11 protein-coding genes are annotated in these 13,687 nt (G+C 64.1%); 2 read left to right on the top strand and 9 right to left on the bottom strand.

Annotation, left to right across the window (positions count from 1 at the left end):
- Positions 1 to 93 precede the first annotated feature (93 nt).
- The 6 genes from guaA to CXQ91_RS01245 form a co-directional block, all read right to left on the bottom strand.
- Complete coding sequence (gene guaA, locus CXQ91_RS01270; protein WP_104172111.1) at positions 94 to 1,683, bottom strand: glutamine-hydrolyzing GMP synthase; 1,590 nt, start codon at positions 1,681 to 1,683, stop codon at positions 94 to 96.
- 148 nt (positions 1,684 to 1,831) lie between these two features.
- Positions 1,832 to 2,344, bottom strand: coding sequence for a DUF3817 domain-containing protein (locus CXQ91_RS01265; RefSeq protein WP_104172110.1), 513 nt, complete (start codon positions 2,342 to 2,344; stop codon positions 1,832 to 1,834).
- Entirely contained in the window at positions 2,341 to 3,228 is an 888-nt protein-coding gene (locus tag CXQ91_RS01260) for an SURF1 family protein (RefSeq protein ID WP_104172109.1), read from the bottom strand. Before CXQ91_RS01260 ends, CXQ91_RS01265 begins: the two co-directional genes overlap by 4 nt.
- 68 nt (positions 3,229 to 3,296) lie before the next feature.
- The gene (locus tag CXQ91_RS01255; RefSeq protein WP_104172108.1) at positions 3,297 to 3,785 is read right to left on the bottom strand and encodes a PTS sugar transporter subunit IIA; all 489 of its coding nucleotides are present in this window, start codon (positions 3,783 to 3,785) and stop codon (positions 3,297 to 3,299) included.
- Between the two features lie 49 nt (positions 3,786 to 3,834).
- Complete coding sequence (locus CXQ91_RS01250; RefSeq protein ID WP_104172107.1) at positions 3,835 to 5,586, bottom strand: glycerol-3-phosphate dehydrogenase/oxidase; 1,752 nt, start codon at positions 5,584 to 5,586, stop codon at positions 3,835 to 3,837.
- 113 nt (positions 5,587 to 5,699) lie between these two features.
- Positions 5,700 to 6,836 (bottom strand): GuaB3 family IMP dehydrogenase-related protein, encoded by a 1,137-nt coding sequence (locus CXQ91_RS01245; protein ID WP_043482875.1) that lies wholly within the window; start codon positions 6,834 to 6,836, stop codon positions 5,700 to 5,702.
- A gap of 263 nt (positions 6,837 to 7,099) precedes the next feature.
- Between CXQ91_RS01245 and CXQ91_RS01240 the strand changes: the two genes are divergently transcribed.
- Both CXQ91_RS01240 and CXQ91_RS01235 read left to right on the top strand, forming a co-directional pair.
- Positions 7,100 to 8,998 carry a S8 family peptidase gene (locus CXQ91_RS01240; protein ID WP_258073783.1) on the top strand — a complete coding sequence of 633 codons (1,899 nt, stop codon included), beginning with the start codon at positions 7,100 to 7,102 and terminating at the stop codon, positions 8,996 to 8,998.
- Between the two features lie 438 nt (positions 8,999 to 9,436).
- Positions 9,437 to 9,874: a hypothetical protein gene (locus CXQ91_RS01235; RefSeq protein ID WP_104172106.1), complete on the top strand. Its 438-nt coding sequence runs from the start codon at positions 9,437 to 9,439 to the stop codon at positions 9,872 to 9,874.
- On the opposite strand, the gene CXQ91_RS01230 is transcribed toward CXQ91_RS01235, so the two are convergent.
- The 3 genes from CXQ91_RS01230 to CXQ91_RS01220 are packed head-to-tail and all read right to left on the bottom strand — an operon-like array spanning position 9,871 to position 13,537.
- Positions 9,871 to 11,718: an ABC transporter ATP-binding protein gene (locus CXQ91_RS01230; protein WP_104172105.1), complete on the bottom strand. Its 1,848-nt coding sequence runs from the start codon at positions 11,716 to 11,718 to the stop codon at positions 9,871 to 9,873. The genes CXQ91_RS01235 and CXQ91_RS01230 overlap by 4 nt on opposite strands.
- A gap of 39 nt (positions 11,719 to 11,757) precedes the next feature.
- The gene (locus tag CXQ91_RS01225; RefSeq protein WP_258073781.1) at positions 11,758 to 12,279 is read right to left on the bottom strand and encodes a hypothetical protein; all 522 of its coding nucleotides are present in this window, start codon (positions 12,277 to 12,279) and stop codon (positions 11,758 to 11,760) included.
- Positions 12,269 to 13,537 carry a hypothetical protein gene (locus tag CXQ91_RS01220; RefSeq protein WP_104172103.1) on the bottom strand — a complete coding sequence of 423 codons (1,269 nt, stop codon included), beginning with the start codon at positions 13,535 to 13,537 and terminating at the stop codon, positions 12,269 to 12,271. Before CXQ91_RS01220 ends, CXQ91_RS01225 begins: the two co-directional genes overlap by 11 nt.
- Between the last annotated feature and the right edge of the window lie 150 nt (positions 13,538 to 13,687).

Here is a 13,687-nt window from a genome sequence, read left to right as displayed (position 1 = left end):
ACCGCAACACTGGGACGGGGCAAAATTGCGCCGGATTTAGCGTGAATAAAGCAAAGTGGCCGGCCTCATTGCTGAGACCGGCCACTCAAAGTGCTATTCCCACTCGATGGTTCCCGGCGGCTTGCTGGTCACGTCCAGCACCACGCGGTTGACGCCTTCCACCTCGTTGGTGATGCGGTTGGAGATTTTCGCCAGCAGGTCGTACGGAAGCCGTGACCAGTCGGCGGTCATGGCGTCCTCGGACGAAACGGGACGAAGAACGATCGGGTGGCCGTAGGTGCGGCCGTCGCCCATAACGCCGACGCTGCGGACGTCTGCCAGCAGGACAACCGGCATCTGCCACACTTCGTTGTCCAGGCCGGCGGCGGTCAGCTCGGCACGGGCAATCGCGTCGGCCTTGCGGAGCAGGTCCAGACGTTCCTTAGTCACTTCGCCGACGATGCGGATGCCGAGTCCCGGACCCGGGAACGGCTGGCGGCCGACGATTTCCTGCGGCAATCCCAGCTGGGCACCGACAGCGCGGACCTCGTCCTTGAACAGCGCACGAAGCGGCTCGACGAGCTCGAACTGCAGGTCTTCCGGCAGGCCGCCCACGTTGTGGTGGCTCTTGATGTTGGCTGCACCTTCGCCGCCGCCGGATTCGACGACGTCCGGGTACAGGGTCCCCTGCACCAGGAACTTGATCTTTTCGCCGTGCGCAGCAGCCTCGGCAATGATGGCCAGTTCGGCTTCCTCGAACGCACGGATGAACTCGCGGCCGATGATCTTGCGCTTGGTCTCGGGATCGCTGACCCCGGCCAGGGCAGCTTGGAACCGCTCCTGCTCGTTGGCGACGTAGAGCTTGACGCCCGTGGCGGCCACGAAATCGCGTTCAACCTGCTCTGCTTCGCCTTCGCGCAGCAGGCCGTGGTCCACGAACACACAGGTCAGCTGGTCGCCCACCGCGCGCTGGACCAGGGCTGCCGCCACGGCGGAGTCGACGCCGCCGGAGAGGCCGCAGATAACCCTGGCGTCACCGATCTGCTTGCGGATACGGTCAACCTGTTCCTCGAGGATGTTCCCCGTGGTCCAGTTCGGTTCAAGCTTGGCGCCCTTGAACAGGAAGTTCTCGAGGACCTGCTGGCCGTAGGCCGAGTGCTTCACCTCTGGGTGCCACTGCACGCCGTAAAGGCACTTCTCTTCGTTGGCGAATGCCGCCACTTCCGCGCCGGCGGTCGTCGCCAGCACTTCAAAGCCTTCCGGCGCCTCGTGCACGGAGTCGCCGTGGCTCATCCAGGTTGTCTGGTGCTGCGGCATCCCCTCAAGGACGGAGCGGCCCTCCCCGAGGATGGTGGTCTGCGTTGAGCCGTACTCGCGCAGGCCTGTCTTGTCTACTTTCCCGCCCAGCGCGTTGGCCATGGCCTGGAAGCCGTAGCAGATGCCGAAGACGGGGATTCCGGCTTCGAACAGGTCGGCACCAACACTCGGCGCCCCTTCCGCGTACACGCTGGAGGGGCCACCCGAAAGGATGATGGCGGCGGGGTTCTTGGCCAGGAGCTGCTCGGTGGAGTAGGTATGCGGAACCACTTCCGAATACACATTCGCTTCCCGGACGCGGCGGGCAATCAGCTGCGCGTACTGGGCACCGTAGTCAACAACCAGCACCGGCTTCTGGGAAGTCTGGGATGCAGTGGGAGTAGTCACCGTCCTAGACTACTTGGGCGCTTGCCGAGTCGCACGTTGAGACGGCCGTCCGCGGCCCGAATCGGCCCCGGGCGTTAGCGATCTCACACCAACGCCGGTGCAGGCATCGTGCGGGCAACGCCTGAACGCCGGCAGGACCCGGGTTCGGTCAGTAGCGCTTGGACGCCTGCGGATTCGCAGCGAGTTCGGCTTCCACCTCGGCGTGGAACTTCTTCTCCACGATGAACGACAGGAACGGAATCACGCCGCCCAGTGCCAGGAGGATCAGTTTCGCGAACGGCCACCGCATCAGCGACCACAGGCGGAAGTTGGACATCAGGTACACGACGTACATCCAGCCGTGGACAATCAGCACAGCCACCGAGAGGTTCACTCCCCCGAGCACGCCCTGCGGCTCGGCGTCGGCGAACCCGAAGCCGAACGGCTGGCCGGTGACCGCGTTGGTTCCGCCTGCGAACAGGTACTGGCCGAAGGCGTACCGCGCAACCAGTTCGGCGCAGAGCAGCAGGAGCATCCCACCGGTCAGGTATGCCAGGACTTTATAGAACTTCAGAGCGGACCGGATCTGGGCTTCCGTCCCGCCGAACCGACGCTTTTTCACGGTGCCTGATCCGCTGGTCTTGGACTGCTGCGGCTGGATGGCCGGCTTGGGATCGATCATGGCTGTACCTTTTGTTCAGACGTGCTGGATTTTTCTGACGGGTTGGCTTGCTGTGCTGACTGCGGCGTTTCTTCGGTGTGCTGGTGGTGCTCGTCGTCCTCGTCGTCGAACTCGTCCTCGAGGTCGCGGCGGTAGTCATCCTTCACCATGCGCCACCAGATGAACAGGGCGAAGCCAGCAAACACGATCCATTCCACGGAGTAGAACAGGTTGAGCCAGTTCACTTGCTGCGCCGGCGGCTGCGGGCCGATGTGCAGGGGCTTCAGCTCGCCGCTGACGACCGAAGCGCTGACGTCGGCGCCACCGACGACCTCGGATGTGGCCGCCACAAACCCCGGATAGCTGCTGATGTCCCAGACATTGATGAGTTCGGCCACGGATACGGCAGTGGCGCGTCCGGGTTCCGGGGCGGTGTTGGGCAGCGGCGCCTCGGACGGCAGGAGCCGTCCGGTCAGTTCAATAGTGCCCGACGGCGGGGGGCTCGCGTCCGCGGGAGCGGCCACCCACCCGCGGGCCACCGGGATCCAGGTCCCGGGTGACGCAGCAACACCGCTCAGCACCGGAGCATCCTGCACCGAAAATGCCGACACCACCCAGTATCCGGTAGCGCCGTCGTGGAGCCGGCCCGGCACCAGAACCTGCTTGTCGGGATCGTAGGACCCTGTTGCCGCGACCATTTGGTCGGCAGCGGTGCCGTGAAAGAAATCACCCGGCTGCAGCACCGAAACAAGCGGCTTGGTGTCTTCGGTCCCGGTCGAAACCGGGGCCTCAGGTTGGGTTGATCGGCCGAATTGCCACTGGCTGAGCAGCACAAAAACCCCGGAAATGACGATCGCAAAGACCAGGCCTGCGATCCAGCGGGGTTTGAGGGCAGTTTTCAACACACATTAACCGTACTTCGTCCTCGTGTAGAACAACGAACCGCGGCTATTGCGGGGCAGCCGGATCCCCTCTAGTGGTCGAAGAACACCAGGCTTGAGTTGATGAGCTCGGCGATGACTTCGGCATCGTAAGCGCGGCGCAGGGATTCCCGGAATGATTCCTTTGACAGCGAGCGGGCCAGCGTGGCGAGAACCTCAAGGTGGTCGGAGAACGAACTTGCCGGCGTCGCGATCAGCAGGATCACGGTTGCCGGTCCGTCCGTCGCGCCGAAGTCCAGGGCCCTGCCATATTTGGTGACCCCAACGGCAATGGAGGTCCGGGACACGAACTCGCTGCGGGCATGCGGCAGCCCGACTCCGCCGGGCAGCCCGGTGGCGAGCTGGTGCTCGCGGGCATTGACGTGCTTCAGGAAGCCTTCCAGGTCCGTTACGCGCCCTGCCGCATAGAGCCGTTCCGCCAGCTGGGTTGCCGCGTCCGCCTTGTCAGCGGCATCAAGCTCGAGAATCACCATGTCCGGTGTGGTGAGTTCGGCATCGTACCGGTCCAGTGGTTCCGCCAAGATGTGTCCCTTCAGTGAGGCAGGAGGCGCACGTCAGTCATCCACCTTGTCACCGCAACGGGACGATGTCCTCGACGCCCAGGCGCGCGGCGTCGGCAGATTCATCGTCAGGCTGCTCCTGGCTGAGCCGTTCGGCTTCCACCCGGGCAAGGTAATGCTTGATTTCGCTTTCGCGCTGCGCATCGCTCCAGCCAAGAATTTCTCCTATCAGCTTAGCGACAACCGGGACAGCGGACACACCCCGGTCCCACGACTCTATGGAAATTCGGGTTCTGCGCGTCAATACGTCGTGCACGTGACGGGCCCCCTCATGCGTGGCCGCGTAGACGGCTTCGGCCTGGAGGTAGTCGTCGGCGCCCGGCAACGGCTCGGCCAGTGCCGGGTTTTCCTTGATGAGCGCGAGGACCTCGGTGGCCATGGAGCCGTACCGGTTGAGCAGGTGTTCAATCCGGGCCACGTGCACGCCGGACTCCTCGGCCGTCCGGTTCCGGCGGTTCCAGGCCGCCTTAAAGCCGTTGGCTCCGAGCAGCGGGATGGAATCGGTGCAGCTCGGCGGCACGCGTTCGTCCATGCTCCGGGTGGCCTCATCGACGGCGTCCTTGGCCATGACGCGGTAGGTGGTCCACTTTCCGCCGGCCACCACCACGAGGCCCGGCACCGGGTGGGCCACCACATGTTCGCGGGAAAGCTTGGCGGTTGAGTCGTTCTCGCCGGCCAGGAGCGGACGCAGCCCGGCGTAGACGCCTTCCACGTCTTCCCTGGTCAGGGGCCGCTTGAGCACTTTGTTGACGTGCTCAAGGATGTAGTCGATGTCCTTGCTGGATGCCGCCGGGTGGGCTTTGTCCAGGTGCCAGTCGGTGTCCGTGGTGCCGATGATCCAGTGCCGGCCCCAAGGGATAACGAAGAGCACGGATTTCTCGGTCCGGAGGATCAGTCCGACGGTTGACTGGAAGCGGTCGCGCGGCACTACGAGGTGGATGCCCTTGGAAGCGCGCACCTTCAGCTGCCCGCGGTCCGTCACCATGGCCTGGGTTTCGTCGGTCCACACGCCCGTTGCGTTGATGACCTGCTTGGCGCGGATGCTGAAGGTGGTGCCGTCCTCGCGGTTGACCACCTTGGCGCCCACCACCCGCTCGCCTTCGCGCAGGAAGTCGACTACCGCCGTCTGGTTGACGGCGTGGGCGCCGTAGTGCGCGGCGGTGCGGATCAGGTTGGCCACATATTTGGCGTCGTCCACCTGCCCGTCGTAGTACCTGATGGAACCGACGAAGGCGTCATCCTTCAGGCTCGGCGCAGCGCGCAGGGTGCCGCGGCGGCTCAGGTGCTTGTGGAACGGCACGCCCCGTTTGTGCCCGCCGGAAATGGACATGACGTCGTACAGGGCAATGCCGGCGCCGATGTAGGGCCGTTCGAAGAATGGCTTGGTCAGCGGGTAGAGGAAGGGTACCGGCCGGGCGAGGTGCGGAGCGATCTCGGACAGCAGCAGCCCGCGTTCATGCAGCGCTTCCTTGACGAGCCCGAAGTCAAGCATTTCGAGGTAGCGCAGTCCGCCGTGAATGAGTTTGGAGGAACGCGACGATGTGCCTGCGGCCCAGTCGTTGGCCTCCACGATGCCGACACTCAGGCCCCGCGTGACGGCATCGAGGGCAGCGCCGGTCCCGACGATGCCACCACCGACGATGAGGATGTCGAGTTCCTTGCCCGGCTCCATTGTCGCCTTGAGCGCCGCAAGCGATGCTTCCCTGGCGGCGGGGCCGAGTGCCCCCTGTACAAAGGACGAACCACCGGAAGAACTGAACATTTCAAGCCTCCATCCGCATCAAACCTCGTAGTTCACAGACTACTTCCTAGGCATGCGGATGGGCAGGGCTCATTTGCAGCCGGTCCCGGGACAGCCCGGGACCGGCATGAGCGTCAGTTTCCGGAGTACGGGGACACGACGACGTCGACCCGCTGGAATTCTTTCAGGTCCGAATAGCCGGTGGTCGCCATGGAGCGGCGGAGGGCGCCGATCAGGTTCGACGTTCCGTTGGTGTGGTGGCCGGGGCCGAAGAGGACCTCCTCGAGCGGGCCCACCGTGCCGACGTTGACCCTGTCGCCGCGCGGGAGTTCCAGGTGGTGGGCCTCCTGGCCCCAGTGCCAGCCCTTGCCCGGCGCTTCTTCCGCCCTGGCCAGTGCACTGCCGAGCATCACGGCGTCTGCGCCCATGGCGATGGCCTTGACGATGTCACCGGAGGAGCCCATACCGCCGTCGGCAATCACGTGAACGTAACGGCCGCCGGACTCGTCCATGTAATCGCGGCGGGCCGCGGCGACGTCGGAAATTGCCGACGCCATGGGCGAGTGGATGCCGAGGGCACGGCGGGTTGTGGTGGTGGCACCGCCGCCGAAGCCCACCAGAACACCGGCAGCGCCGGTGCGCATGAGGTGCAGGGCGGGAGTGTAGCCGGCAGCGCCGCCTACAATCACGGGGACGTCCAACTCGTAGATGAACTGCTTCAGGTTGAGCGGCTCGTGGTCCTTGGAGACGTGCTCGGCCGAGACGGTGGTTCCCCTGATGACGAAGATGTCCACACCGGCGGCCACGACGGTCTTGTAGTGCTCCTGGGTGCGCTGCGGGGTGAGCGAGCCGGCGACGGTCACGCCTGCGGCCCGGATTTCGGCCAGGCGGGACGTAATCAGTTCCGGCTGGATGGGTGCCTGGTAGAGCTCCTGCATGCGCCGGGTGACGGCGGGGCTGTTGGTTTCATCCTCCAGCGCTCCGATCTGGTCGAGCACGGACTGCGGGTCCTCGTACCGCGTCCAGAGACCCTCCAGGTCCAGCACGCCCAGTCCGCCGAGGCGGCCCAGGGCAATGGCGGTCTCGGGCGACATCGCCGAGTCCATGGGCGCGGCGATCACAGGCATGTCGAACTTGTAGGCATCTATCTGCCACGAGACCGAAACGTCCTTGGGATCACGCGTCCGACGGTTGGGGACGATCGCGATGTCATCCAGGGAGTAGGCACGACGCCCACGCTTGCCACGGCCAATCTCAATCTCATAAGTCACGTGACCACTTTACTTGACCACGCGGGATACGGCGGGGCGACTCCCCCGGGCTCACCGGGGAAACTGATAGTCAACCCTTTATTGACAGGATTTGTCAACCATTTACAAGTTATGAAAATACCTTTACGTTTACTCTCGGTTACCACCTGATACACCACGTGACCATCCATCACTCCATCATCAGGGCCACCCGTGTGCCCGATCCGAGAAAGAAGATCCTTTTGAGAAGAGCAGGAAGTGCATCAATCAGGCGCCACCGCATATTGGCCCTGTCGCTCGCCGCAGCAGTCGGCACGCTGGCCTTCGCCAGTTCACCGGTCTTCGCCACCACTGAAGCCGGGGACGCGGCAACCGGCGGCCGCGCCACTGCAGGGCAAAATGCCACTGTTGCTACGGTGCAGGATGTGACCGCCGGCGAGGCCTATACCAAGTTCATCGTGGACTACAAGGAGAGCGCGGCCAACGCCACAGCGAACGGCCGTGCCAACGCGTGGGGCAAGGCGGCCAAGGAACAGGGTGTGGCCGTGAAGGAGGTCCGCACGCTGGCAACCGGTGGAACACTGATTGAGGCGGATCAGGCCCTCTCCGGCCAGGCTGCCGAGGACTTCATGACTGAAATTGCAGCGTCCGGGTCGGTCGAGTCCGTCGAACCTGACGCCCGCATGACCGTGGCGCTTACGCCGAACGACCCGCGCTACGGCGAACAGTGGGATTTCACGGCCACGAACGGCATGCGGATCCCCGGCGCGTGGGACGTCGCCACCGGTACCGGCGTCACCGTGGCCGTCATCGATACAGGCATCACGGCTCACGCCGACCTCGACGCGAACGTGCTGCCCGGCTATGACTTCGTCTCGGACGCCACTGCCGCACGCGACGGCAACGGCCGCGACGCCAATGCGCAGGACCAGGGCGACTGGTACGCCGCCGGCGAGTGCGGCCAGGCCACAGCCGGCAACAGTTCCTGGCACGGCACACACGTCGCGGGCACGATTGCAGCCGTCACCGGGAACGCCACCGGAGTGGCGGGCGTCGCTCCCAACGCCAAAGTGGTGCCGGTCCGCGTCCTCGCCAAGTGCGGCGGCTCACTGTCCGACATCGCCGATGCCATCATCTGGTCAGCCGGCGGAACCGTCGCGGGCATCCCGGCCAACGCCAATCCCGCCAAGGTCATCAACATGAGCCTGGGCGGATCAGGCGCCTGCGGCAGCACATACCAGGCAGCCATCGATTCCGCAGTTTCCCGCGGCACCACAGTGGTTGTCGCTGCCGGCAACAGCAATCAGGATGCTTCCGGCTTCCGCCCGGCGAACTGCGGAAGCGTTGTCAGCGTGGCTGCCAGCAATCCGAGCGGCAGCCTCTCCTACTACTCCAACTTCGGCGCCACCGTTGACATGACCGCTCCCGGCGGCGACGTCAGGGTGGCCGGCGGCGGAATCCTCTCCACCATCAACACGGGCACCACCACACCGGCTTCGGCAGGCTACGCAAACTACCAGGGCACGTCCATGGCGGCCCCGCACGTGGCCGGCCTGGCGGCGCTGATGAAATCCAAGACCTCCGCCCTCACGCCGGCCCAGGTTGAGTCCACACTCAAGCAGGGAACGCGGGCCATGCCGGGCGGCTGCACAACGGGCTGCGGCGCGGGACTGTCGGACGCCACCAAGACCATGGGCCTGCTGGGCGGGACCACTCCCCCGCCGTCGGGCAATCTCCTGCTGAACCCGGGCTTCGAAGCGGGCGCGGTTTCCTGGACGTCCGATCACGCCGACACGTTTGAGACCGGCACCAATGCCCGGACCGGTACCCGTTTCGCCGGGCTGAACGGCTGGGGCCAGGCAACGTCCTACAAGCTCGACCAGGCCTTTGCAGTCCCCTCCGCCGTGTCCGCCGCTTCGCTGTCCTTCTACCTGAAAGTGCAGTCTGACGAAACCACTGCCAGTTCCGCCTACGACACCCTCAAAGTCCAGGTGATCAGCGGCGGCACCACCTCCACGCTAGCCACGTACTCCAACCTCAACGAGTCCACCGGCTACGTCCAGAAGCAGCTGGACCTTTCCGCCTACAAGGGCCAGAGCGTGACCGTGCGCTTCCTGGGCGTCGAGGATTCATCGCTGTCGACGTACTTCTTCCTTGATGACACTTCCGTGACCACCTCCTAGCTCCTGGCTGCGAGAAATCCCGGAACCGCCGGCCGCGCAGGGTGCGCGGCCGGCGGTTCCCTGCCTGCAGGGTGCCGCCCGACGCCGTCGGCGTACACGAGGGGACTGTCCCCATCGCGGGGCCCGGCTTCATGAAATAGTTTGAACTGAGGAATCCGCGGGCATACATGCCGGCACGAATCCCCGCGCGACGGCGTTGTTTTCGCGCAAGCCGCCGCGGCCGGCAACAGACTTTGCCCGCACTCACCAGCAAATTCGTATGGCACCCGGAGTTGCCGCCGCAGCCCCGATTGCGATGCTGGCGGTCGTGGTCGCTTTAGTGACCCTCATGCCTAAAGGCAGGAGGAGTTGTACGCCCGGTGGCTGGGGCGTACCAGTCCCCTCTCTGCGGAAGACCTGGATCACCGGTTGCGCGAGGGACTGGGTTCCTAGTCCGGCATGACATTTTCAAGTCCCTTCGCGGCCGACCAGCCCGCGCATCCCCTCGATTACTGGATCTCCCCGGAACTGGCCCGGATCAGTCCACCGAATGCCCCTTCCCGTTTGCGGCAATTGGCCGACGCCCAAGGCGCCCTGGCGGCAGCTTGGAGCAGCGCAATCGGCTGCGGCCCCGTCCTGGCCCTGGGTGGCGGGTTCGTCTCCTTGCCCGGGATCGCTTCCCGGGGAACCACTACGCTCGTCACGGTGATCGGCGCCTATCTCCTCATAGTGATTCTCCTGGTGACCTGCATCTTCGTCCCGTCGGTGGTGTTGGGCCGGGCCCGTCAGTCCTTCCGGCGAAGGGTCCGGGCGAACCCTGTTCTACGCACGGCGGTGGAAGACGACCTGGCCACGTGGCGCGACCCATACGGCACCGCGAGTTATGGCCCGCTCTAAGCGTCGAGGCTCAGCTGGGATTCGAACATCCGGAAGTAGCGGCCACCCAGTGCCACCAGCTCCTTGTGGGTCCCCTGTTCCACAATCTGCCCGTCTTCGAGCATGTAGACAATGTCGGCTTTCTCTATCGTTGCGAGCCTGTGGCTGATGGCGATGATGGTGCTGCTGCGGTCGGCAAAGAGCCGGGTGAAGATCCGGTGTTCGGCGAGGGCGTCGATGGCCGACGTCGGCTCGTCCATGACCATGAAGGTGGCGTTCCGGTAGAAGTTCCGGGCCATCGCGAGCCGCTGCCACTGGCCGCCGCTGAGTCCGCTGCCCTTGCGGCCGCGCGGATCCTCCATCCAGTTGCTGACGTGGTTGTCGAGGCCGTTGGGCAGCTTGTTGATGAACTCGAGGGCCTCGGCGTCGGAGGCCGACCGGCGGATCCGCTCATCGTCACGCGGCGAATCGACATCGCCAAAAAGAATGTTTTCCGCGGCCGTGGCGAACTCATACTTGAGGAATTCCTGGCTCAGCACCGCCAGATGGCGGTGCCAGGACTTGACGTCGACGGCGGCGAGGTCGACGCCGTCGAGCATCACCTGCCCGGAATCGGGGCGGTAGAGCCCCGCGAGAATTCGGATCAGCGTGGACTTCCCGGCGCCGTTCTCCCCCACGATGGCGATGTGCTGGCCCTCGCGGATCGTCATGGTGATGCCACGGATCACCTCGATGTCGCTGCCGGTATACGTAAAACGGATATCCCGCAGCTCCACAGTCTTCGGAGCCTGCAGCAGCGGCGGAGCATGCTCCGAGCGAACCGGCATTGCCATGAACAGCTCGTAGTCCTTGAGGTTCGCCAGGTCCTCGTCGATGGAGCTGAGCGAAGAGACGAGGTTGTTGGCAGTGGACAGCGCCCTGCTGACGATCTGTTGGACGTACAGGAACTGCCCCACAGGCTGCGCGCGGGCGATGATCTGGCCCACCACCCAGATCAGCGAAACGACCTCGGCCCCGTACTGCAGGGCGTCCGCCGCGAGCTGCTTGGGGATGTAGCGCTTTTGGAAATCCAGCCGCCTTTTCTCATCGGCGTCCCTGAGACGGGAGCGCAGCTCCATGAGATGCCCGACGATCCCGTACAGGCGCATCTCGGCAATGTGCTGGGGACGCAGCAGGTTGGTCTCGATCATCCGCCGCTGGCGGCGTGAATCAACCTGCGTGTTCCAGTGGGCAATCTGTTCCCGGGACAGCTTGAACTGCAGATACACGCTGGGGACGATGGCCACCAGGACGATCACGGCGATCCACCAGCTCACCAGCAGGAGCGCCCCGACCGCCAGGATCACGGAGACCAGTTGCGTGAAGATCGCGGCGATCCGGTCCAGGACCCTGGCATAGGAATCGGAGAACCTCTTGGCGCGGTCGTAGAGGTCAACCGTCTCCTTGTCGTCGTAGCGCCAGAACTCGAGGGCAAGGAACCGCTCGTACATTTGGTCGCCGACAATCGCCCCCACCTTGAAGCTCATGAGCTGCTGGATGTAGCGGTCCACACTGCTGAAGGCGCCCCAGAACAGGCCCAGGGCGGCCGTGATGATCACGTAGATGATGGCCTGCTGGCCGGCAGCGGCATCACCGGAATAGGCGGCGGCCAGGGCGGTGGTGGTCAGCGCAGCAAAGTAGGTGGTGACCAGGGGCAGCAGTGCGGAGATCAGCGAGCCGACCACCTTCATCACGACGGCGGCCGGCGAGGCACGGAAGCTGACCCGCAGCACCTGTGCCACTGCCCGGGCGTAGGGCCTCACAGCGAGTTTCCGCTTGGGATCCCGCTTGGGGCTAAGTTCTGCGGGATGGCGTGGTTCGGGCATGACTACAGCCTAGTTCCGCACGCAGAAAGGGTGGTGCGGCTAGTACTTTTCGCCGTACTCGTATTCGGGAAGGTCAAAACACGCGCTGAAGCCTGCCACCCGCAGCGTCTCAGGCGAATCGTAGAACGAAACGAGCAGGTGAGTTCCGTCGTCATGGAGTATGTCCACCCGGCGGCCTCCATCCTGATCCGTGTCGTCGGAGACCTTCCACCCGTCGCGGCCCGCAATCGAGTCCCGTACCTTGTCCAGGAAGACTTCTCGGTCGATGCCGGGGGCGAGCTCAATTTCGACGGCTCCAGTCCACTTCTTTTGCTCACCGTCGCAACGCATCAGGCTCGACACGTCATTGGCAAAACGCGAGATCACCAGATCTTCCGGAACCATCACCGTGATTTCCTGCTGCAGCGAAATGACCTTTGATTTGGCTGATTCGAGTGTCGTTGTTGTCATCGTTTTTCCGCTCTCCGCCTGACCGCACGCTGCCAGCGTGAGGGACAGGAATATAGTTGCAGCCGTGCGCCAGTTCAATGCCGTCCTGCGCGCTTTGCCGTTATTTACCACGAATTTCCTTTTCAACATCTTCCAGCGCCTTCTCGTTATCCGGACCTGTGGTCGCAATGAGGCTGTGGTTCTCGAAGCTCAAGCCGTCCGACCATTCGAAGCCCCCGGGCGGGGCGTAGATGTGCTTGTCAAAGGCCGGTTCTTTCATAGGGTAGTTTTCACCAACGACACCGCTGAGTTCCGCGGTCAGCAGGCCGTCCGGATACGTGAAGGTGGAGTATTCGGTTCCCTGATTTGGGTTCCAGCCGGGTGGCATTGCAGCCCCGGACAAGGCGATGACCTTGTCATAACGTGCCCCGTCATTCTCCGAGCCCGCTATCAGCCGGAACCCCCAGCTGTGGCCCATGGCCGCGGTCAGGGCGGATGCCGGCTTCTCCAAGTCCACGGCTGCCTGAAAGTCCCGGAGAGCGGGAGACTTGTCGGCAACGAAATGATCGCTCTTGGCTTCCACCAGGAACGCTTCACCGTAGTTTCCGTCAGGAAACTCCGACCCCTTGTAGACAAAGGCCACCGTTCCGCCAGTCCCGTCGGACTCAACGAGATAGCTCGGGACTCCCTGCGGTCCCCCGCCGTAGAACGAGGCCTCGTTCGTCAAGGTACCCGGCACGTACGTCACGGCGGTGGTCGTGCCGCTGTCGAATTCTCCGATCATCTCCACTATGGAGTTTCTGCCCGGGTCGTATGCGGCCAGCTTGATGTCTCCGTCCACCACTTTTTGCAGGTAGGACTGGCGCTTTTCCCACGCTTCGTGTTGGGCGGTGAACCGTTGCGGATAGCCCGCATCCATGAGCAGCGGGTTGAACAACGGCTCGGGGTCGTTCTGGTTGAGCCAATCGATCCGGTTTTGCGCATTGATGCGGTTCGCTTCCACTCTCGCATCAAACGGAATGCCGTTCGTGTTGCCTGCCTGAGCGGGGTAGTCACGGATAAAGTCCTGCCTCTCGCGCTCCGTCAGCCCTGCCCACCAGTCTTTTATCTGCCCCGCGGATTTGCCCTGAAGATCCAGCGGCCCAGGTTTCCACACGTGCACGCCGGCGGAGTTCGGCGGGAACACTGGTTCTCCCACCGCCAAACTTGCCGCATTCTGCTCTTTAGCGTTCCTGCTCAGCTCGGCGGCAGCATTGTTCAGAAAGACCACGGCGTCCCGGAGAACCCGGCTGTGGCTGGTCTTCCAATCGTGGCGGAAGAGCTCCGCATCCGGGCCCGGCCACTGCGCGGCAGCGACGCCGGCATTGAAAGTGCTCAGCTGGGTCTGCAACGTGGTTCCTGCTGAACGCATCGCACCTGCCAACTGCCTGAGCTGGGCGACATCTGCGCCATGAAACCCGTCCGACATGCCGTTCCCCCATATTCGATCGAGTGTTACTCCATCGAATGTACATGGGCGGGACGCAAAAGGAGGTGGGGA

The sequence above is a fragment of the Arthrobacter sp. Y81 genome, assembly GCF_002929335.1.
Taxonomy (GTDB): domain Bacteria; phylum Actinomycetota; class Actinomycetes; order Actinomycetales; family Micrococcaceae; genus Arthrobacter.
The sequence above is the reverse complement of the archived record's forward strand: the minus strand, read 5'-3'. Positions and strand labels throughout refer to the sequence as shown.

Excerpts from the sequence above, each read along its gene's own strand:
- CXQ91_RS01235 (WP_104172106.1), top strand. The coding sequence starts at position 9,437 with ATGACATTTTCAAGTCCCTTCGCGGCCGACCAGCCCGCGCATCCCCTC.
- CXQ91_RS01230 (WP_104172105.1), bottom strand. The coding sequence starts at position 11,718 with ATGCCCGAACCACGCCATCCCGCAGAACTTAGCCCCAAGCGGGATCCC.
- CXQ91_RS01265 (WP_104172110.1), bottom strand. The coding sequence starts at position 2,344 with ATGATCGATCCCAAGCCGGCCATCCAGCCGCAGCAGTCCAAGACCAGC.
- CXQ91_RS01250 (WP_104172107.1), bottom strand. The coding sequence starts at position 5,586 with ATGTTCAGTTCTTCCGGTGGTTCGTCCTTTGTACAGGGGGCACTCGGC.